Annotated in this window: 14 protein-coding genes and 5 pseudogenes; 12 read left to right on the top strand and 7 right to left on the bottom strand. The window is 63.1% G+C overall.

The window, feature by feature from the left end; genetic code table 11:
* Window positions 1-68: 68 nt before the first annotated feature.
* From AB4850_RS26465 to AB4850_RS26440, 6 genes are all read right to left on the bottom strand, one after another.
* Window positions 69-875, bottom strand: a complete 807-nt coding sequence (locus AB4850_RS26465) for a DUF4942 domain-containing protein (RefSeq protein WP_414442413.1) — start codon at window positions 873-875, stop codon at window positions 69-71.
* A 59-nt stretch (window positions 876-934) separates the two neighbouring features.
* Entirely contained in the window at window positions 935-1954 is a 1020-nt protein-coding gene (locus tag AB4850_RS26460; RefSeq protein WP_414442412.1) for a hypothetical protein, read from the bottom strand.
* Window positions 1951-2856: a phage capsid protein gene (locus tag AB4850_RS26455; protein ID WP_414442411.1), complete on the bottom strand. Its 906-nt coding sequence runs from the start codon at window positions 2854-2856 to the stop codon at window positions 1951-1953. Before AB4850_RS26455 ends, AB4850_RS26460 begins: the two co-directional genes overlap by 4 nt.
* Before the next feature lie 46 nt (window positions 2857-2902).
* Complete coding sequence (locus AB4850_RS26450; RefSeq protein ID WP_414442410.1) at window positions 2903-3130, bottom strand: hypothetical protein; 228 nt, start codon at window positions 3128-3130, stop codon at window positions 2903-2905.
* Window positions 3131-3138: 8 nt separating this feature from the next.
* Window positions 3139-4134 (bottom strand): YqaJ viral recombinase family protein, encoded by a 996-nt coding sequence (locus tag AB4850_RS26445; RefSeq protein WP_414442409.1) that lies wholly within the window; start codon window positions 4132-4134, stop codon window positions 3139-3141.
* 71 nt (window positions 4135-4205) lie between these two features.
* On the bottom strand, window positions 4206-5177 hold the full coding sequence (locus AB4850_RS26440; RefSeq protein WP_414442408.1) for a DUF932 domain-containing protein: 972 nt from the start codon (window positions 5175-5177) through the stop codon (window positions 4206-4208).
* Between the two features lie 1210 nt (window positions 5178-6387).
* Between AB4850_RS26440 and AB4850_RS26435 the strand changes: the two genes are divergently transcribed.
* The 10 genes and pseudogenes from AB4850_RS26435 to AB4850_RS26390 form a co-directional block, all read left to right on the top strand.
* Window positions 6388-6981: a hypothetical protein gene (locus tag AB4850_RS26435; protein ID WP_414442407.1), complete on the top strand. Its 594-nt coding sequence runs from the start codon at window positions 6388-6390 to the stop codon at window positions 6979-6981.
* A complete protein-coding gene (locus AB4850_RS26430; RefSeq protein WP_414442406.1) occupies window positions 6974-7690 on the top strand; it encodes a hypothetical protein in 717 nt (238 codons plus the stop codon). Before AB4850_RS26435 ends, AB4850_RS26430 begins: the two co-directional genes overlap by 8 nt.
* A gap of 1 nt (window position 7691) precedes the next feature.
* Complete coding sequence (locus AB4850_RS26425) at window positions 7692-9641, top strand: phage integrase family protein (RefSeq protein ID WP_414442405.1); 1950 nt, start codon at window positions 7692-7694, stop codon at window positions 9639-9641.
* A 660-nt stretch (window positions 9642-10301) separates the two neighbouring features.
* Entirely contained in the window at window positions 10302-11999 is a 1698-nt protein-coding gene (locus AB4850_RS26420; protein WP_414442404.1) for a methyl-accepting chemotaxis protein, read from the top strand.
* 580 nt (window positions 12000-12579) lie between these two features.
* Window positions 12580-13102 (top strand): annotated as a pseudogene (locus AB4850_RS26415) (IS5 family transposase); the annotation flags it as partial.
* Window positions 13098-13270: pseudogene (locus tag AB4850_RS26410) on the top strand (integrase core domain-containing protein); the annotation flags it as partial. The pseudogenes AB4850_RS26415 and AB4850_RS26410, both read left to right, overlap by 5 nt.
* 223 nt (window positions 13271-13493) lie before the next feature.
* A pseudogene (locus tag AB4850_RS26405) lies at window positions 13494-13712 on the top strand (IS21 family transposase); the annotation flags it as partial.
* A 189-nt stretch (window positions 13713-13901) separates the two neighbouring features.
* On the top strand, window positions 13902-14192 hold the full coding sequence (locus AB4850_RS26400) for an H-NS family nucleoid-associated regulatory protein (protein WP_414442403.1): 291 nt from the start codon (window positions 13902-13904) through the stop codon (window positions 14190-14192).
* A 548-nt stretch (window positions 14193-14740) separates the two neighbouring features.
* Window positions 14741-15010: pseudogene (locus tag AB4850_RS26395) on the top strand (PAAR domain-containing protein); the annotation flags it as partial.
* A 187-nt stretch (window positions 15011-15197) separates the two neighbouring features.
* A pseudogene (locus AB4850_RS26390) lies at window positions 15198-15341 on the top strand (hypothetical protein); the annotation flags it as partial.
* On the opposite strand, the gene AB4850_RS26385 reads toward AB4850_RS26390, so the two are convergent.
* Window positions 15300-15659 (bottom strand): hypothetical protein, encoded by a 360-nt coding sequence (locus tag AB4850_RS26385; RefSeq protein ID WP_414442402.1) that lies wholly within the window; start codon window positions 15657-15659, stop codon window positions 15300-15302. The pseudogene AB4850_RS26390 and the gene AB4850_RS26385 sit on opposite strands and share 42 nt — an antisense overlap.
* Before the next feature lie 211 nt (window positions 15660-15870).
* On the opposite strand from AB4850_RS26385, the gene AB4850_RS26380 reads away from it, so the two are divergent.
* Together AB4850_RS26380 and AB4850_RS26375 are read left to right on the top strand one after the other, a co-directional pair.
* On the top strand, window positions 15871-17493 hold the full coding sequence (locus AB4850_RS26380) for a methyl-accepting chemotaxis protein (protein ID WP_414442401.1): 1623 nt from the start codon (window positions 15871-15873) through the stop codon (window positions 17491-17493).
* A 237-nt stretch (window positions 17494-17730) separates the two neighbouring features.
* Window positions 17731-20388 carry a 2-oxoglutarate dehydrogenase E1 component gene (locus AB4850_RS26375; RefSeq protein ID WP_414442400.1) on the top strand — a complete coding sequence of 886 codons (2658 nt, stop codon included), beginning with the start codon at window positions 17731-17733 and terminating at the stop codon, window positions 20386-20388.
* Window positions 20389-20553: the final 165 nt, after the last annotated feature.

Genomic DNA, 20553 nt, shown 5'->3' with positions numbered 1-20553 from the left:
GGTCCTCCGGCTACCCGGAAGCCGGTTGCATTGATAGGTAAAGGAGCGGGATAGGGCGAGGCTCGGTGCTACCGTGCTGCTGAGGCGAGGGCGTTCGGATGATGCTTCGCAAGTATCTGGTTCATCTTGTTGACGAGGTCAGGGCGCTTGAAGGTCAGATGCCCGTTCCCGTTCTTGAACCAGCGTAGGTGGAAGTAGTCGTTCTCAGTTTCCACCTGTCGAGCTCGCTGCGCGTCAGAGATGAGCGGATAGGCGCCGTGCCGGTGATCCGGTTCGGGTTTGGTATCCAGCACGCTGAACACACGGATCAGGTCGTCCAGTTCGTCGGTCACGCGGTGATTGATGCTGCCTTGCAGCAGTAGATACTTCACGACGATGCGTTTGCCGAACTTGAAGGGCTGGTTGGTCTTGTAGTCCCAAGATAGTCGTCGGAAGCACTGGAGCACCCCGCGCTCGAACATGTCACCTCGCGCGCCATAGAGCTGCGTGAAGGTGGCTTCGATATTGGCTGCCGTCAGTTCGGGCACTTCGCCTTCAGCAATCTGTCGACTCCATTGATCGCGGGCCTGGGCGTCCATGAACGTTCGGAGCCCCGATTCCTTCAGCAGATAATCCCAGCCACGAATGTCGATGATGCGTACCACGGCCGCTTCCGCCTCGTGACGCTTTGCGTATTCCCCGGTGATGGTGGGGCGCCCGCGGCAGCCGTAGCTTTCATCAAGGACGAGCCGCGGAAATCCAAGGTTCGCCGATTTGGCAAGCTCCTGGGCTTCGTCCAGCAGGTCGAGGGCGGCGCGCACGCGCTCGACGACGGCGACGCGTTGATTGGCGAGGTTGGCGATGCTGATGCTTTTGACGAGGTCGGTTGAGTCCATAGGTCATGGCAATGAATAGAGGAGACGAGCAAGAAAAAGCCGGGCGCGAGGCCCGGCTTCTATGCCGTCGAGTCGTGTTTTGAGAGTTCCCGGCGCAAGGCCAGAGCGCGAGCCTGCGAACAGGCGAGATGGATACGGATGTCGGCTACGGTGGGGCGCAGCAGGCCAGCCGCCACATCTCGGCGTAGCTGATCCACGGTGACGCTGAGGGGATCAACAGGCGGTATCGGAGGATTCGGTGCATCGGGCTGCACGGGATCGGGAGGCAAAATGTTGCTACTAACGGTCTTGCCCGCATGCGCCTCCGCATCGCTGGAGACGTCAGCCGGAGTCGCAATGGTCGCCACGACGACTGAATCCTCAGTTTCCGGCTTGCCAGTTGGAGTGGCCGGTGCGGACGGTCGTAGTGCAACAGTCCACAACACGCAGGCCACGCCTTCGAGCACAGCAGCGAACGCAAGGCTCGTCAGTAGATCCACGCGAGCATTGGTCGTGCCGAGTAGCGCTGAGAGTCGCGACGTGACTGGATCGACCAGTAGTGCGTCGTGGTGCGCGACTGCCTGATCAGTCACGACCTGCCGCCGATGGATGTCGTCTGCTTCGGCATCCAGGGCAGCGATCTTGGCCGTAAGCGTCGCGTGACGACCGGCCTGGATGGCGCAGTTACCGGCGCAGTAACGCGCGTCTACCGAAGCAAGCTGAGCGGTCACGGCGGCGCGCTCCTGCATGACCACCGTGAGGCTGCGTGTACTAGCCGCGACGGGGGCTACGGGTACCAACGACACGCGTTGCTCGCCGGCGTGTATCTGGGCGAAGACGAAGAACTCCGCGTGCCCATAACACGCTGCCGCCAAACACGCCGCCCATAGCAACCCGCCCATCAAACGTGTCGAGATCGAAGCGTTTTGGATCAACGCCGGCAGCAGGTGCGCGCTGATGACGAGCACCAGGCCGATCGCCACCCAGACGAGCCGCTCGGGCACTGTTCCGCCTCGCTGCCAGCCGGCCAAAATCGACAGGCTGAGCGCAGTGGACGTGGCCAGGATCGCCAGCCTGAGCGACCAGCGCTGAACGTTCATGCGGCTTTCCCGGTCAACAACGCCGCTTTGCGCTCAAGCTTGCCGCGCAATGTACTGGGCGTCTCGTCCGGCGTGCGCCCTTCGATCTCTACGCCAGCCGAGTTGCCGGGGAAAAACTCTTCCGCGACGGCGGCGCGTTCGTCCGGGCTGTCTTCGAACGCACCATTGGCGAACCCGAGTCTCGCCGCCGCATCGAGCGCCGCTTGGTCGAACCCGGCGGCGCGCCGCCGTGTATCGACTTCTCTCGCCTGTACGAGTGCACCTTCCAACGTGCTCCCTGGTCGAATTCCGAGGTCGACGTAGTAGATCGCGGACCGGTAGCTTTGCGTGGTCGACTTGCCGCGCAGCTTCAGTTCCAGTGGCAGGCAGGCCAACAGGTCACCGGAGACAGCGCGGAAGTAGTGCAAACGTGCCGCCAGCGTCCGAATGCTGTTGTACGACGTGGTGCGCAGGATGAACGAGCCTATTTCGTCGTCGTCGCCGATGAGCACGTTCAATCGAGCGTAGGGTTTGCATCCCGCCTGGCGCCCAAAAATGCAACCATCCGGTGACGGGCAGGGCAAGGATTCAATCCCTGCATCTGTTGCACGCCGACACGTCTCGCCGTTGCCGACGCACACCGGTCGGCCGGTATCGCGATCGAACAACGAATAGTCGGCGCGCAGGTTCAAGTCCGGATCGTTGAACAGCATCCGAACCGGTATGGCGCGGAGCTTGCCTTGTGTTGCTTTGCGCAAGCTTTCGTTGAGCGGATGCAGCATCCACTCGCCACGCTGCTGGATTTGCGTCGTGAGGGTGAACTGGTCGTCCTTCTCGGGCAGGCGCTTACCGTTCTTTTCAACGATGCGTCCGATGGAGATACGTCCAATGACAGGCGGGGTCACCGCCAGACCTTTGATCATGATTAGCCTATAGTCGGAAGGAGGGAAGCAAAGGGGCCGGCCGGCACTATTGCGAAAAATGCGCTTCGAGCTTCTCGTGGATCTCTCGCGCCACGCCTTGCCAGGATTCGGCATTGATCAGCGGATGTGCGCCGATCTTTTCCTTGAGCGTGTCGAGCGGAAGGGATGCGACACGTAGCGCGTGCTTGCTGAGGGCATCCATGACGAAGGCCTGCGCAAGTGCGCCGTAGCGCGAGAAGGTCATGATGTCGTCCAGGCATTCGAGATTGGTCATGGTGATCCTCAAGGTGAGACGAGAAAGCGCCGGGAGCCGGGCTTCGAGATGGCGTACTGCTCGCGCAGAGATGGGTGATCGGTGAGAAGCCTATCGAGGTCGATCGACGAAGAATCCCGGCTACGCTTGAAGGACACCGAGCCGGTCTCGAACACCGCACGCGTGGCATCGCCCATGGCTTGCTGAAGGGTTTGCTTGAGCTGCGCTTCGAGCTGCTGCCGCGTTTCAATGTCAGCGCGCACTGCCACCAGATCGGCAAACACCGACGACAGACCGCGATCACCGCTGAAGTCGATCGCTTCGCCATTGCCCGGGTACAGATGGCGGAGCGCGCGATCGGCCGACTCCGATCCGTCCGCAGGTGGTGGCGTGTCGGATTCCACGAACCTCCAGAACCGCGCTTCGAGTTCGATCAACCGGGCGATCAGTGTGTCGTCGCGTTCGATGCGATGGACTTCAAGGGCTTGGCCACACAACAGCACTGCAACATGGGCGGCCGCCTTGCCGGTTACAGCGAGCTGGTGCTGAACTTGGACCTGCACGTACTCCGGGACGCCGTCGCGCCAGAGGCGGGCGCCGAATTCGCCCGCGGTCTTGCACTCCAGAATCTGCACATCGGGTGCGCCCACGACCTCGCGGTCAATGTTGGCGAGCATCCAGGGGATCGTGGAGTGCCTGAGCACTGCGTTGACCTTGCGAACCTTGTTGCCGGTCTGCTGCGTATAGACAGCGGCGACGATCGGCTCAAGAAGCTGACCCCAATACGTCGGTGCGGTCGTGTCGGCAGGGTCGGGCCGGGGCAGGCCGTCTGCCCGTCCGGTTTTGTCGAGCCACAGTTCGAGGGGGCTCATGTAGGGATTGAGGCCAACGGCTGCCGCTGCGTCCGATCCGCCGATCCCGGTGCATCGGACTTCGAGCCATTCCTCGCGAGACAGATTGTCAGTCTTGACCAGGCGCAGTGCACCGCGCCGCGATCGGCCATGATTGGATGGCGTCGCACTCATGAAGTCTCCAAAAACAGAAAGGCCCGGCAGGCGAACCTGGCCGGGCCAACGGTGAGGGGATACGGGAGCATTTACACGACAAGCTTCAGGGCTTCGTCCCACGCGCGCTGTTTCAGCAGCGAACCGGCGCCGAACCAAGCCGCGTCGCGACGATGGTCATTGCTGCGTGCGCGCCGGTGATGATCGACATACTCCGTTACCGCATTGACCAAACCCCAGGCGGTGTTGGATGCCGATGCGAGATCGGAGCCCTTGCCGCGGCCGGTATACAGCTGAGCGACGGCCTTGATCGCCCGTTCGTTCACGGCAAGTGCGTCGCGATCCACCACGTTGGTCGTGGGATAGGTGAGCACACGTCGCAGATAGGTCTCCGCAGTCGTTGCATTGACCTTTCGGTCGGCGAGGGCTTTGGTGCGTGCCATGAAGGCGTCCCATGACGACACGGCGATGCCGAGCTGACGCTTGACCGCTTGGGCATCGAATTGGGTTCGATGCGACACCTTGACCGCCCCGACGCCGTCATGACCGAGGGCGATTTGCAGCGTGTTGTTACAGACGACTCGGACCGAGGTGAACTGTGCGGTGGTCGCCAACGTACCATCGCACGCGGTGGCTAGCAGTAGATAGCCGTTGATCTGGTCATTGCCCTTGAGAATTGAGCTTTGTCCGGTGCGCGCAAGTGCCCAGAGCTTGCGGCCCTCCTTGAGGACGCCAGCCGTTTCCAGCTCGAATCCGCTGACCTCCGTAAGATCACGATAGAACTCCAGGATCTCGGACGGCTGGACAACCTGATATCGCGCGCTGACTACCGAGAGGGCGGCTTGCGTGTCGGAGCGGTAGAGCACCTTCTGCTCCGGAAACGCATGGATCGAGCCGAGATTGCTGTTGCCGGTAGCGACGTAGCGAACCTCGGACTCTTCGATGCGCCAATCCATACCGGCTGCCTTGGCCCAGACTTCGAGCGGTTGCTTCGGGAAGAGCTTGTTACCGAGGCCGTGCCACGGCTCTTGGCCTACATAGGCCATCGACTGGACGAGATGCATGGAAACTCCTTCGAAAAGACGAGTGCATAGAGCCCGGCACGAGGCCGGGCTAAGTCGTAGAGAAAATGAAAGGGGAGACCGGCTAGACGCTGAAGGTTCGCCCGCAGCTGAGACAGCGCCAATTGTCGAGAACTGCTTGGTCGATGGCCTGGCCGCAAGCTGCGCCCGTTGCACATCCGGCAGCACCGGCAACAAGTCCGGCGAGGACCGCTCCGGCCACAGCCCCGCACGCCGAGCCGACAGGGCCGCCCATCAGGCCGACGACTGCGCCAGCTTCGGCACCTGACAGCAATACAGAGAGCGCGCTGGCTATGCCGGCTGCTGTGCCGATGACGCCACCAATCCGACGCGCAAAGTGACGCGGCTCAGTTCGATCAGATTGGCAATGCGGACACGAATGTGCTGTACCCGTGAATCGAGCGCTTGAGTGCGAGAACTCAGATGTCGCAGGTTTGCTTTGGGGTAAAGGCGGCTCCTCCTCATCGTCAAACGGTTCGAATAGACGAGGGTCATGCATGGGCAGCGGCCCTCATTCGCGCTTTGGCAATGCCTGCACAGATCGTCAGTAACGCGCCTGCAGCGAACGCGATAGCGAAGGCGGTGAGGTATTCGAGGGGAGAGATCGGAAACACCATCAGACTCCGTTGATGGCGCCAGCGCACCATTGTGCTGGCGGAGCGGCAGTCGCCTGCCTTGCTCAGTGGAGTCATATGTGGTTAAAAAAATCTTCAATCGAATTGCGTGAAGTACTGCGTGATAAACAGGTTTTTATAGTTGTGAAATTTTAATTGTCGGACTGCTAACTATCATTATCAGATGTGCAACTTTTCCTTTTCAGATTTGGGATTTTCGGCGACACTTCCTCCGAAGCCCCGCCCGGCGGGGCAGGGCGGCCGATCGACCCGTTCGGCGCGGAACCGGGCCTCGAGCCATCGATGCGGCACGACGTGTGGTTCGCGACGCTTTCCGTATCGAACACCACGCCGGCCACCCAGCCGCGACGCGCTCAAGGGTGGGCTCGCGCTGACGTGGCATAGCGGCGCCACGGCGCGGGTGCGCGGCGGCGATCACGGCCGTTGCGACTCCGTCGGCGAGCTCGGCGCGCGCTGCGCGGTCGTCGCCACGGCCTGCGCAGCCCCCATCTTGGCGGCACCGGTGTGGGCGCCACGCGCGCCGTGACCCGGCACCGCTAACTGAATGGATCCGACTCATGAACGACGTGCGCATATCACCCGTAGCTGATTTCCACCCGCTCGAGGCGCGGCTCCGCGCGCAGCGCTGGCGCGTGGAGCGTGACGCCGCCGGCGCGCGGGCCTGGCTGTCGCCGCCTGATTGGCCGACTGGCGACGCCACGATCGAGGAAGTGCGCGATCCCGCCGACGGCACGATGACCTACACCGTGAGCCTCGAGCGACTCGCCACGCCGCGCCTGCTGGTGAGCCATGCCGGCATGCCGACGCTCGAGGCGGCCCTCTCGTGGATCCAGGGCGAGCGGTTCCTGCTGCGCGAGCACGCGGGCGTGACCTGGGTCGCGGACGCGAACAGTGACGCCAACTGGTACGCCCAAATCGGCGACGACCGCTTCGTTATTGAGCGTTTCCTCGAGCGCGATGGGCGCTCCACCTACCAGGTTGTACGCTTTCCGTGCGGCACGCGTGCGAGCGCCGTGGTGCTCACCGCCGGCATCGCTTCGATCGGCTCGTTCGAGCAGGCGGCCGCAGTGGCCGCCGACTTCGAAGCGTGCTCCAACGTGCGGTTGTCAGTGCCTGGTCGCGCCACGCCCAGGAAGGTGGCCCATGCCTGATGTGCAGGTCGCGCAGAGCGTGAATTGGTGGGTAGTCGGTGGCTCGAGCGCGGTGATCAGCGCGCTCGTGAACGGCGCCTTCAAGTTATGGGGCGACTACACCGCGCGTCGCGACGAGCGGGCGAAGCTCGCGGAGCAGCGTGCGCCGGCGCAGCTGAAAGTCGCGCTGATGCTCGAGGCCTTCGCGAAACAGGCGGCCGGCTATGTCGATGGTTGCGAAGCACGGATCATGAATTGGTACGCGGAGCAGGAAGGCGATGCTCCGGAAGCGTTGCCGGAGTGGACTCCGTTGAAAATCGACATGGCAATGGTCGAGGACTGGACGGAGGTGCCGATTCGGCTTCACTCGGACTGCCAGGAGCTGCCGCTGGCGCTCGCCGCGAGCGACGCATGGATCCGTGCAGGCATCGAGGACGAATGGCTGGATACCGTCGATGCGCATCGCCTAGACAGCCAGCGCGCGATTCTCTACGGATTCAGTGCTTGCGACCTGGCGATCCAGATCCGCTCCGCGATCGAGGTGCCGGCATCGGCTCTATCCACCGACTGCTGCCAACGCTTGCAGCGTGAGCTCGACCGGCGTCGCGACGAGTACGTGCGCGCGCGCGGTCGCGTCGAACTGATTCTCGACCTGAAGGCGCGGTTTCGGCGCGAATGCCCGAGCGTGGTTTTGGAGTCCGACGTGCTGCTCACCTCGGCTGGCAGCTGAGATGCGCAATCCGTCATCTCCGGCGCTGCTGCGGCTGACCACCGGTCATTTCGCACTCTATCGCGCCTATCTGGAAGGGCTCGACGAGCCCGTGCTGCACGCCACCTACGGCGTCATCGGCACCGACGTGCGCGTCACGCGCCGCACGCTCACCACCCTGCGCGACACCCTGATGATCGCGGCGCGCCGCGCGCGCGATATCGATGCGGTCCACCTGTTGCGTTTGAAACCCGGTAGCCTTCCAGCTGGCGCTTACTCGGACGAAGCCTCAAACGCGGCAGTGCCTCCAACCCTCGAGGCGTTCCGCGAGGCCGTCGATCCCGATGACGTGTACAACGAGCAGGAGCTGATCGCTCGCGATGTCGAAGCGTATCCGCCGGCCGCCACGACACCAGCGATCGATCGCCGGGTCGCGCGCAATCGGCGCCTGCGGGCACGCGAGGATGCCGCGCTCGCACGCATGGAAGCCACCCTCGTTGAGGCACTGCGTCCCGACCACACGCTCGATGGGTGGCTCGAGCCGGCCGTGGCCACGCGGCTGGCCGCCGTCGGCATTGTCACCTTTGCGGCTCTTCTCGTGCTGATACGCCGTCGCCGACAGCGTTGGTATACGGCCGGACCTCGGCTCGGCGCGACCGGCGCGCAGCGCATCGCCGCCTTCATCGATACGCACGTCGGCTCGCTCGGGAGCCTATCCACGCCTGCTGTCACGCCACGTCGCCGAGTACCCGCCGGCCATGCCGCGCTGCAGCCACTGGCGCGCGCCGGCGCCGACGTCGTGCCGATGGAGGCCCTGCGCGTGCCGGGAGCGCTTGACGGCTCGGCAGGCCTGAAGCACAAGCCGCTGTCGTCGTCGAACACACTCGACGCGGCCGAATACCTCGAGGAGTTCCTTCGCGATCCGCAGCCGGCCGAGCGCTGGATCGGGCTCGGCAAGGTCGAGCGCTTCGATCCCGACTGGCTGCCGTTCGTGGGGCCGCTCTCGGCCCGCAGCCGCGAAACCGCGCACCAAATCCTGATGAGCATGGGCGCGTGGCTGGTTCGCCAGCAATATCTGCGCGTCAACTCGTTCGATGGCCTCGCGGCTGGTGCTCCGGTGCCGATCGACACGGCGGGGCGCACGCTGAAGCGCAGTGGCAATTCGTCCTGCAGTCGGTTCTGCAGGCCGATCCTGTTATCGGTCAGGCAGCGGCCAGCGACGCCGCCGGCGCACACCGCGACATGCAGCTGTTGCTGTTGGCCTATGCGACCGGACTGCGCCGCGCTGAAATCGCCGCCGCCACAGTTGGCGATCTCTCACGAAAGGTGCTCGATGACGCGTACATGCTGCGCGGCGACGGGAAGGGGCGGCGCCTGCGCAGCGTACCGATGCCCGCGCGCCTCGTGGAGCAGCTGCGCGCTCGCCCGGTGCCGAGCACGCTGGAGAGTGCACCGGCGGGCACGCTGCTCGTCGCTCACCTGGTCACCGGCGCGGCGCTCCATCCCGACGTCATCGGCCGGCTGTTCAAACGGATCTTCACGCGAGCGGCAGAGCAGCTTGCGCGCGTATCCCGGCGCGGCCGCCGACCTCGCGCGCGCGAGCACACACTGGCTGCGTCACACGTTCGCGAATCACGGGCTCGACGCCGGCGCGGACATCCGCGACATGCAGACGATCCTGGGGCATGCCAGCCTCGCGACCACCACCCAATACACCAAAGCCGACACCGCACGGCAGTATCGGACCGTCGACGCAATGTTCAACTCTGCGCTCGATGGGGCCGGCATGCAGACTGAGGCTGCGGTCTGCTCGAGCGCGGACGAGAGCCACACATCCACCGCGCGCGAACCGCAGATGGTGCCAGTCCACATCACCCTGCGCATCAAGCCGAAAGCAGCAGGCGGCCGAGGGCGGGTGCGCGTGCTGGATCGCATCGAGCGCGAGGTGCTGTCGCGGTATCCGCGTTCGTAATTCGGGACGGTCGCGTCACGCTGCAGATCCACTACGAGTCCGACGAGGCGTTCGACCGTGAGGTGGACGACGAAATGGTGGCGATTGAACTGGCCGCCGAGCAGCACAAGTGCGTCTCGACGAGCGAAGCCGTGGCAGAGGTCTCGGGCGAGACTTGGCGCTGGTAGTTCGGGTTCAGTGGGGCCACCCAGTCGATCGCGGCTCCCCCGGCGCACGCGGTGCCGAGCAGTCGGTCAACCGGCCAGGCGGGAACAACAAGATCTTGTCCTACATCAGCTGCCTCGACTCAATATGTTGTGGTTTCACTCGCGCCGAGCGGACATAATTGGTCTACCCGCGCGTCTGAGGACCATGAAAAACGCTGGCGGCCGGCATTGAGGAAGACGATGAGCAAGAGACGCCAAGTTGGAGAGGTTGGACGATCAGCGATTCCTGATCAAGCGTAACGAGGCTACAGAACTCGCTAATCGGGGGCAGATAGGTGCGTTGGATGTTTGCCTGCTGCGGCCGTTCTCCAAGATTGAAGCGATCCTCGGAAATCAGGCAGTCGTCGCGCTGAAACTCAGCGAGGAGGCAATCACAGGGTCTTCCCGTCCCTTCAGTCATTTGTAGAGTGGCCGTAAACACGATGTAATGTTCTGATACGGATCGGGAGCCGCAATGAAAAACATGACAGTATCCGCCCGCTTAATGACCGGGTTCGGATTGTTGACCGCACTGTTGCTGGCAGTCGCGGCGATCGGCTTTTATGGCTTGTCGCAGTTGAATGGGACGCTGGACGATATCGCTCGAGTGAACAATACGGAGACGAAGCTGGCTAATCAGCTACGCTCCTCGATACAGGATCGAGCGATCGCCATGCGGAACCTGGCGTTGCTTACCGACGCGCAGGACATGGCGAAGGAGGCCGAGCGTATCGGCAAACAGGATCAAATCTATGCCGATGCGTACCAGAAGCTGTCGCAGATGTTTGCGGACGAGCCAGGCACCACGGAGCGGGAGAAGACGCTCCTCGCTGAGCTCAAGCAGGACGAGGCGGCGGCGCTGCCGCCACTGCGCAAGGCCGTCCAACTGGGTCTTTCGAATGATATGGCTGGCGCTACCCGGGAGCTGATGCAGAATGCTCGACCGCCGCAGCGGATCTGGCTGGCCCGTGCGATCGAGCTGGCTGATTTCGAAGACCAGCTTAACGACCAGGCGCAACGGGAAGCCGCGAGCACGTACTCGAGCGTTCGCGCACTAATCGCCGCCATCGTCGTCGTCTCGCTACTTCTGGCAGCCGCGACCGCGATCCTCATTACGCGCAGCATCCTGCGCCAGCTTGGCGGTGAACCGGGCCTCGCGCAGTCAGTGGCGGCGGAGATCGCTAATGGCAACCTGATGGTGGATCTGCACGTGAAGCCTAGCGATTCGACCAGCCTCATGGCGTCACTGGAATCGATGCGCGTCAGGCTCACGTCTATCGTTCAGGGCATCAAGACCTCGGCCGAATCCATCTCGGTTGCCGCCAACGAGGTCGCCCAGGGCAATGTCGATCTCTCCCAGCGCACCGAAGAACAGGCGGCATCGCTCGAAGAGACGGCGGCCAGCATGGAGGAGCTGACGTCGACGGTGAAGCACAATACCGACAACGCCCGGCAAGGCAGCACTCTCGCGGTCACGGCGTCGCAGACCGCTTCGTCTGGCGGTGACGTGGTCCGTCAGGTAGTGGGCACCATGGAGGACATCACGTCGAGTTCTCGCAAGGTTTCCGAGATCATCACCGTGATCGAGGGCATCGCGTTCCAGACAAATATTCTGGCGCTCAACGCGGCAGTGGAAGCGGCGCGCGCAGGGGAGCAGGGGCGCGGCTTTGCCGTCGTCGCCGGTGAGGTGCGGACCCTGGCGCAGCGCAGCGCGGTGGCAGCCAAGGAAATCAAGGAGCTGATCGAGACGTCGGAGGCGCATGTGACTGCTGGCTCGCAACTGGTTGCCGGCGCTGGGGCGACCATGGACGAGATCGTCCGTTCGGTGCAGCGGGTCAGCGACATCATGGGTGAGATCGCGTCGGCGTCTGCGGAGCAAAGCACGGGGATCGAGCAGGTCAACGTGGCCGTGGCGCAGATGGATGAGGTCACCCAGCAGAACGCGGCGCTGGTCGAGCAGGCCACGGCTGCGGCGCAGTCGATGGCGGATCAGGCGGAAAGCCTGCGGGCCGCGGTGTCGATCTTCCAGGTCGACGCAAGGGCGCAGACGGAGCCCGCGCCTGCGCCCGCCAGGACGCGCGTTGCGCCGAAGCAGCCTAAGCGTCGTCCCGAGCCGGCGCAGACGCAAATGGCTGCGGCCAGGGCGGGAAGCGACGAATGGGCAACGTTCTGACACGAATGGCGGCAGTTCAGCCTGAGCCGACAGCGGCGCTTCCTCGTCCACGGGCAATACGCGTGGCCGTGGGCGATCGGATCGTATCGCCCGAAAGAAATCCGCAGCCAACCGCGGGTTGGGTCGGAGCGCAGGTCGCATGGGTCGGCCAGGGCGAGCAACAGATCGTTCCAGGCATGTTGGTCTTCACCAAAGCATCGCTTTCGACCACGGCCGTTTTGGCTTGATTGAACGGTACTTGGTCAGCTTGCCGCCGAAGCGATGAATGCTTCACGCAAGCGCTCGTACGAGCGCATCGCCGCTGGCGTCCAATTATCCGTGAAGCGCCGAACTCGTCGGCAGGAGGAATCGCCCAAGGCAATCTGGATCTATCCAACGCACCGAGGGACAAGCCAGCCTGCTTGAGGAAATGGCCGCGGGCATGGGCAGTCGTCGCTAATTGACCGGCAGCACACCGATATCGCTGGTGTGGTCTCCAGCCGCTTCCCTAAGAGCGCAGTTTAAAAAAAACCTTGAAGGGAGATGATAACTTTCCCGGCAAGCGGTTAACCTTCGGCACCTGAACAACGGAAGCCCAAGGATGGAAGCGCCGGTCATTGAAGACGACTTGTGGACGCTGATCGAACCATTACTGCCGCCACCGAAACTTCAGGGGAAGAGCGATCCCGGTCGCCCGCGCGTGTCGGATCGTGCGGCGTTCAACGGCATCCTGTTCGTAATGAAGACAGGATTACGTTGGAACCACTTGCCGACACCATTGGGGTTCGGCTCTGGAGCAAATTGTTGGCGGCGACTCCACGACGGGCAGGCAGCCGGCGTATGGGACCGGCTGCACGAACGCCTGTTGGCGAAACTACGCGAGGCAGGCGCAGGCCAGCTCGACTTTTCGTATGCTGCCGTCGATTCTTCATCGGTACGAGCCGTTGGGGCGGGCGAAAAACTGGTCCGAACGTACGGATCGTACGCGCCTTGGTTCGAAGCACCACATCCTCGTAGATGCCAGCGGCGCGCCGGTCAGCGCGATCCTGACAGGCGCGAATGCTCACGACGTCACGCAATTGCTGCCGCTCGTCACCGCGATCCCGCCGATTCGCGGCGTGCGTGTGCCTGGAGTGGTTTCGGGCACGGGCGAAGCCAAGGTCTTCATTGAGCAATGGCGGCGTCACTACAATGGCATTCGGCCGCATTCGAGTCTGGCCTATCTGACGCCCAACGAGTTTAAGCAGCGATACTGTTCAACTGAAGCAATCGAGGCCGTTCCCCAAGATTGAATCGGTCCGAAGAAATCAGGCAGGTCACCCACTGTATGAGTGTCAATGTGACTGGGACGTTACGAACACCGGACTCGACGCCTGTCGACTTCACAGAGGCTCCTTGATTGTTTACGCCGACCGGAAATTGAGCCACTTGTACGGATCGCGCCGACTGAAAACTGAGCCGGGCAATCAACCTATCCTGCTAGTTTTTCGGGCAGGGTGTTTGGGGATGATCCCGATGACCATGATTGGCAAGGTGCGGCGGATGTTCCACCGCCAGAACAAGTCGGTACGCGAGATAGCGCATCTCACAAGCCTGTCGCGCAACACGATTAGCAAATACCTGAACATGGATGTTCAGGAAGAGCCGAAGTATCAGCGGCGCGCGCAGCCGACGCGGTTGACACCGTTTCATGAGGTGCTGGTGCAGGCGCTCATGGCTCGCTGCAGACCACCACCATCTACGTCAACGCCGAGCAGCAGCGCATGCGCCAGGAGAGCGCGAAGTATCATGCTCGCCTCAGTGCACGAAACTTGAAATAATCGAGAGCATCCGATTACTTTATGGCTATAAAGGATCTAACGGCAACGCGACCGATTGGGAGAAGAAAGGGGCCATTAGGTCAGACAACCAGGAGAGGAAAGGATGGCTACATACCAAGAGTTGAAGGCACAAGCCGAAGCCCTTGCTGAACAAGCAGAAGCGGCGCGCCTTGAGGGATTTCAGGCGGCGCTCGATGACGTGCGTATGAAAGTGGCCGAATATGGGTTTACCGAAAGGGACGTCTTTGGCCGGCGGCGTAAAGGTTCAGCAAAAAATCCGGCTCGCCCCAAGTATCGCGATCCGAAGACCGGCGCGACATGGTCTGGCCGGGGCCGGCCGCCAGATTGGATCAAGGACGCCAAAAACCGAGAGGACTTCTTGATCAAGGCGTAGGCGCCCAGTTTGTTGGAAGACGCGTCGATAGGTGACACTCGATGTAGCCGCTCGATTCGAACTTTATCCCCTAGTCTCCCTGAGCCTGATACTGAGTCACATTTGGTCGTGATGAGCCGTGCCAGCACGGCTCGTGCTTGGCTCACCGTCGACAGATCCAGGCTGGCCACGCATGATCAGCAGCGGCTCAGTCCGAGCCATCGATGCCTGAAGGTTCAGGAGCGCGCGAATCAATCCGCGACGGGTGGGCGATCGGTGGTTCCTTATCCAGCTTGATGAGGGTATCGACCTCGATCATAGGACTGACGCGTGCGTTGATCATGCGCATCTGCGCGGCAAGCACGTCACGCTCGTGGGCACGGCGATGTCCCACGGGCGTTTTCCAGGACTGCGGCACGTGGGTTTCAATCCAGGCCTGCGCGGTCTTGATGGACACCCCGAGCCGATGGGCCACGTCCCGTGATGTCAGTACACGATCCTCCTCGGAAATGCCGGCACCGCTGGCACCGAAGAAAACACGCTGATCATGAACAACGAAGCGAAGCGAATTCCCGATTCTTGCGGATTCCGGGCGGTCGATCCCGCACCAGATAAACGGGCGAGAGACGGCCGTAGCTGGCATGAAGACCGCCTGCGGTGCCACGCTGATCGCATCCCAAAATGCAATGTCGCTCGACCAAGTCGGATCCGGTGCTGCTTCGTCAGCCTCTGCGGTGGTCGAAGAGACTTCCAGCGCGCTCGCACCCTCTCCAGCGCTGTGTCTGGAGTGCTTGAAGGCGGCCGCCGCCAACGCTGCGACCTTGGTCGCTCGCGGGTGATAGCATGACCTCTCCGGATATCCACGCATTTTTCGACTGACGGCGGCAGGCGCTCTCCCCCGCAGTGCGACTGTTCGCATTGGTCGACGGCCTGTCGTACGGAGACTAGGCGAGCGCACCCGCGTGCTCACCATTTACCGTTGCGCTCTTTGATCAGACCGCGGCCGCGTCTCTCTCCGATGCCGGGCCACGGCTGATCGACTACGATCTGGCAGGCCAAGCTACTCGTGCGCGCCTTGAGATGTTGGCGGCCGGGCGCGGTGGCGTCTCTTGGCTGATCAGCGCTCATTCATTCGCGGCGCTCGCCGATGAGCCGTCCGCAGCATTCTGACGGACGCTGTCGAAAATCTTTCCCAATCGTCCCTGCTGGTTTTGACAGGTCATGGAGCTTGACGATGGCCATATCGCGTGGCGCTGCCGCATTAATTCTTTTCCACAAGGCGACTTTTTTCGGCAGACATAAAATTGCACTTTCCGCATTCGTGGATGGACGACGTTGCGATCGAATACCTGCTTCGAAGAGGGGCGAACCGGATGCCGAACCCACGTCAGCGAAGGCCGCTCCCGGCGTTGCACCGGGTGCATGGCAAATCGGCGAGGCCAGCTGATTGTTCTCATAGAAAAAGAAATTTAAAGATTCTGGTTGCATGCCGTAAACACGCTGGAGAGATAGTGCTCGGGGCCTCCAATTTCTTCTGCCGCCTGATCCTCGTGTCCGTGCCATGGCACCAGTGATCGCGCGACGCACCGAATTCTCCATCGGCGACTGGTAACGACTCTTCGGTCGGCATCGTGGGTTCGGTTTCTGGGGAAAAGAAACGCACTATTGAAAATAGCGTCCTTTTGCAAGGAAACGTATCGTGAAGATTTCCGACCTGAAAATCGGCGTTCGTTTGAGCACGGCATTCGGCATCGTGGTTGCGCTGCTGATCGGCACCACACTGTTGGGTGTCCGCAATATCGAATCGAGTGTGGCCCGAATGAACGGGATTGTCAGTCAGCGTTATTCGCTGATCGCATCGAGCACCCAGATCAAGAACAACGGCTACAAAGCCAACGGCATCCTCAGCAACCTGCTGTTGGCGACTAATGCGGATCAGGCGAAAAAGTATATGGACGATTATGCCGTCATCCGTAAATTGAACGCCGACACTTACGCGAAATTCGAAAAGCAACTGACTGACGAGCAAAGCAAGGCGCTGTTCACGAGCCAATTCCAGGCACGCAGTGACTATGGCCAGAGCGTCAAGAAATTTTTCGGCCTGATCGCCGCCAGCAACCAGGAAGCCGCTCGCGACGTCTACCAGGGCGAGATGGCGCGCTTGCAGGACGATTACTACACGCTGGTCGACAAGATGGTGGACTTCCAGGCCGGCGAGATGAACGACGATGTTGCCAAGGCGACCGCCGAGGGCCGTTGGGCCAAATTGCAGATGGGTGTCATCGCGCTCTGCGCACTGCTGATCTCCGTGTTCACGGCATGGTTCATTACGCGCAGCATCACCCGCCCGATCAACAGAGCGGTCGCGCTCGCCGAGGCCGTGGCCAGCGGCGACCTCACGCACCGCCTGGACACCACCGGCAAGGACGAGGTTTCGCGTTTGCTCATGGCTCTCCGCAAGATGACCGACAGCCTCAACATCATCGTGGGGAGCGTGCGTACCGGCACTCACGCTATCACGCTTGCCTCGCAGGAGGTTGCGAGCGGCAACATGGATCTGTCCACTCGCACCGAGCGGCAGGCGAGCGCCCTTGAGCAGACTGCCGCTGCGATGGAGCAGCTCACCTCGGCGGTCAAGCAGAACGCGAGCAACGCGCAGCAGGCCAACCAGATCGCTGGCGACGCGTCGGCGGTAGCGGTGCGGGGCGGCGGGGAGGTCGACCGCGTGGTGGACTCCATGAACACGATCAACGCGTCCTCGCGCAAGGTGGTGGAGATCATCAGCGTGATCGAAGGCATCGCCTTCCAGACCAATATCCTTGCGCTGAACGCGGCCGTGGAGGCCGCGCGCGCCGGCGAGAACGGCCGTGGCTTCGCAGTGGTAGCCGGCGAGGTGCGTAGCCTCGCGCAACGCAGTGCGGTGGCTGCCAAGGAGATCAAGGCGCTGATCGACGAATCGGTAAGCCAAGTGGACGTGGGCACCGGCGTCGTCGAGCAGGCGGGCGATACGATCCGGCAGGTCGTTAAGAGCATCACGGCCGTGTCGTCGATCGTCAACGAGATGAGCGCGTCGAGCCTGGAGCAGAGCGATGGTATCGAGCAGATCAACCACGCTATCACGCAAATGGATCAGGTCACGCAGGAAAACGCCGCGCTCGTCGAGGAAAGCGCAGCGGCCGCCCAAGCGCTGCGCAACCAGGCCGATGCGTTGGCCGGCACCGTTGCCGCGTTCCGGCTCGACACCGATGCGCACCACACCGAGGGCGGGGCGCCTCGCGCCATCAAACACCCATCCCGCATGCCACTGCTCTCCGCCACCTGAGCGGCACGCGAATCAGAGGCGACAGACATCAAGGACGGAGACACGAGCCGTACGCGTACGGATCGATGACGCATGACGGAGCGCCTATGCAACGCACACAGGCGCTTCGCGCCGGATCGCGATCCGTTGGTATGTTCATCCCCGTGGGATTGGTCCATGAACGAGCGGGGAGCGCGCGTATCGGAGTCCGGATGGCGAGATTCGATTAACCGATTTTGTCCATACAGGCACTCGTCCATGTTTAGTCGATATCCCGAATACGCTACCACCACCGGCTTCGCCAGCACCGAGGTGCAGGACGCCTCCCAGGGCGCCAAGCCTTTGTTGATCGGCCGCTTCATTGACGCGCACCGCCACGCTGGCTTCCGCGTGGCCGACATCGATCCGCTGCGGCTCGCTGTGTGCCCCGATGCGCCCGAACTTGACCCGAGCTTCCATGGGCTCGCGCCCGATGAACCGCTCGACACGCAGCTCGTTGGCTTTGGGACGGCGCGCACTGTCGGCGAATTGGCGCAGCGCCTCAAGCAGATCTACTGCGGCGCCCTCGCGCTCGACTGCAGCGGCGTGCGCGACGAGATGCGACGACGCTGGCTGTTCGGAAAGATGGAATCCCTCGCGTCGAATCCGGTGCCGGCGGCAGGGCAGCGGCACGCCGTTCTGGGCCAACTGCTGGCGGCCGAAATGTGGGAGCGCCTCGTGGCTGAACGGTTCGGCGACGCCAAGCGCTTTTCGCTCGAAGGATGCGAAAGCCTGATCCCGCTGTTGACCGCGGTGATCGACAACGCGGGCCGCCACGGCATCGTCCGGCTGTTCCTCGGCCTGCCGCATCGCGGCAGGCTCAACGCGCTCGTGAACGTGATGGACGCGGGCGCGGCGGACGTCCTCGCCCGGCTCGATCCCGATTCGGACGTCGCCTCCACGCAAACCGACCTGCCGTATCACCTGGGTGAAACCACACACAGGCGCACTCCGCACGGCGAGGTCACCGTGCAGCTGGCTCACAACCCCTCCCATCTGCAAAGCGTCTATCCGGTGGTGGTCGGCATGGCGCGCGCCTGGCAGGACGCGCATGGCGAGGCGTGTTGCCTGCCCGTGGTGGTGCACGGCGACGCCGCGTTCGCCGGGCAGGGCGTTGTGACCGAGACGCTCAACCTCGCGCGTCATGCCGGTTATTCGCCATCCGGCACCATTCACGTGATCATCAACAACCAGATCGGGTTCACCACGCCGAACCGCATGGATACCGCGTCGCATGTTTACTGCACCGACGTGGCGCGCGGCGTGGATGCGCCCGTCGTGCGAGTGAACGCCGATCGGCCGGACGAAGTGCTGCGCGCCGTGGCGATCGCGCTGGACTATCGGATGACCTTCCGGGCCGACATCCTGATCGACTTGATCGGCTACCGGCGCCTCGGTCATTCGGAGCACGACACGCCGACGCTTACGCAACCGGCGCTCCAGGCGATGATAGGTACGCACCCGGGCGTGGTCGACCTGTATCACGCGTCGCTCGACGGCGCGACTCCGCTAGACGGGTTGCGGCAGGCGGCCTTGCAGGCGTTGCTGCGTGGACGTGCTGGCGCGCCGGATTCGGCGGAGCGCGCGAAGGAGGCCGACGCCACGGCGACACCGCTCGCCGGACTGTCGCTCGAGCGGCTGCGCACGTTGACCGACGCGCTCACGCGCGTGCCGCCGGGCGTGCGGATCCACGAGCTCATTGCAAGGATGGCAGCCCGCTGGCGCGACACGGTCACCGACGATGCCGGTCGCGTGGAGTGGAGCTTCGCCGAGAGCCTTGCCTATGCGTCCTTGCTTGACGACGGGTTCGGTGTGCGGCTCTCCGGCATGGACGTCGGGCGCGGCACCTTCATGCACCGGCAGGCCGTGTGGCACTTCCAGGACGGCGGCGCTCGCGTTGGCGAGGTGCACGTGCCACTCGGTGCGCTATCTTCCGGCCAGGGTCGCTTCGACATCGTGAATTCGCCGTTGACCGAGGAGGCGGTGCTCGGCTTCGAGTATGGCTATAGCCTGTCGGCACACGCGGTGCTCACGATATGGGAGGCGCAATTCGGCGATTTCGTGAACGGCGCGCAGGTGTTCGTCGACCAGTACATCGCGGCTGGCGAGCACAAGTGGGGCTGTCGATCGCGACTGACCGTGCTGCTGCCGCACGGGCACGAGGGCGTGGGGCCGGAGCACTCGAACGGCTACCTTGGGCGCTTCCTGCAGCTGTGCGCGGACGAGAACATGCGCGTGGTGTGCCCATCCACGTCGGCGCAGTGGTTTCACCTGCTGCGAGGGCAGGCCGCTACGCACCAGCCGAAGCCGCTCATCGTCATGTCTCCAAAATCACAGCTGTACGGCGACGCGCGCTCGCATTCGGCCACGACGGCGCTACTGGAAGGCGCGTTCGCCACCGTGATCCAGGACGACTCGGTAGCCGATGCGGTGCGTGTGAGGAAGGTGGTGCTGTCAAGCGGCAAGTTCCATTACGCGCTGCGCGACGCCCGCGACACCGCCGGCGACACGAGCATCGCGCTGGTGCGCGTCGAGCAATTGTATCCGTTTCCGGGACTGGAACTGGCATGCGCGCTCGGGACGTTCGGCAATCTCGAGGAAGTCGTCTGGGCGCAGGAGGAGGACATGAACCAGGGGGCGTGGCGGTTCGTGCGTGACGAACTGGAAGCGGTGCTGCCCAGCGGCTGCCGGCTGACGGCGGTGTGTCGGGCGGCGACGGCCTCGGGCGCTCATTCGTCGGTGCGTGCACATCAGGCCGAGCAGCGGCGGCTGGTGGCAAGCGCACTGGGCGAGCTCGTGCCACCGGCAGGGGGGCATGCCGGCGCCGCGGCGTCGGGCGTCGGCGCTGCGGAGCACGTCGAGGCGGCAGCAGCATGAGCTAGGTGAGCATGAGTTGGCAGACCGCCGCGAGGGATGCGGCGGCCTGGTCGCCCTGCGCTGTCGACCCCGCACACGCTCGTCGCGCGTACGGCCCCGGCCGTGCCGGTAGGATCATGCGGCCGTCGCGCGTTTCGAGCTTCTCGTCGAACAGCGATTCGAGCC

Source organism: Burkholderia sp. 22PA0106, from assembly GCF_047497155.1.
GTDB lineage: Bacteria > Pseudomonadota > Gammaproteobacteria > Burkholderiales > Burkholderiaceae > Burkholderia.
The sequence above is the reverse complement of the archived record's forward strand: the minus strand, read 5'-3'. Positions and strand labels throughout refer to the sequence as shown.

Bases quoted from the DNA above. Each gene is read 5' to 3' on its own strand.
- AB4850_RS26465 (WP_414442413.1), bottom strand. From the start codon at position 875: ATGGACTCAACCGACCTCGTCAAAAGCATCAGCATCGCCAACCTCGCC.
- AB4850_RS26460 (WP_414442412.1), bottom strand. From the start codon at position 1,954: ATGAACGTTCAGCGCTGGTCGCTCAGGCTGGCGATCCTGGCCACGTCC.
- AB4850_RS26455 (WP_414442411.1), bottom strand. From the start codon at position 2,856: ATGATCAAAGGTCTGGCGGTGACCCCGCCTGTCATTGGACGTATCTCC.
- AB4850_RS26450 (WP_414442410.1), bottom strand. From the start codon at position 3,130: ATGACCAATCTCGAATGCCTGGACGACATCATGACCTTCTCGCGCTAC.
- AB4850_RS26445 (WP_414442409.1), bottom strand. From the start codon at position 4,134: ATGAGTGCGACGCCATCCAATCATGGCCGATCGCGGCGCGGTGCACTG.
- AB4850_RS26440 (WP_414442408.1), bottom strand. From the start codon at position 5,177: ATGCATCTCGTCCAGTCGATGGCCTATGTAGGCCAAGAGCCGTGGCAC.
- AB4850_RS26435 (WP_414442407.1), top strand. From the start codon at position 6,388: ATGAACGACGTGCGCATATCACCCGTAGCTGATTTCCACCCGCTCGAG.
- AB4850_RS26430 (WP_414442406.1), top strand. From the start codon at position 6,974: ATGCCTGATGTGCAGGTCGCGCAGAGCGTGAATTGGTGGGTAGTCGGT.
- AB4850_RS26425 (WP_414442405.1), top strand. From the start codon at position 7,692: ATGCGCAATCCGTCATCTCCGGCGCTGCTGCGGCTGACCACCGGTCAT.
- AB4850_RS26420 (WP_414442404.1), top strand. From the start codon at position 10,302: ATGAAAAACATGACAGTATCCGCCCGCTTAATGACCGGGTTCGGATTG.
- AB4850_RS26400 (WP_414442403.1), top strand. From the start codon at position 13,902: ATGGCTACATACCAAGAGTTGAAGGCACAAGCCGAAGCCCTTGCTGAA.
- AB4850_RS26385 (WP_414442402.1), bottom strand. From the start codon at position 15,659: ATGCAACCAGAATCTTTAAATTTCTTTTTCTATGAGAACAATCAGCTG.
- AB4850_RS26375 (WP_414442400.1), top strand. From the start codon at position 17,731: ATGTTTAGTCGATATCCCGAATACGCTACCACCACCGGCTTCGCCAGC.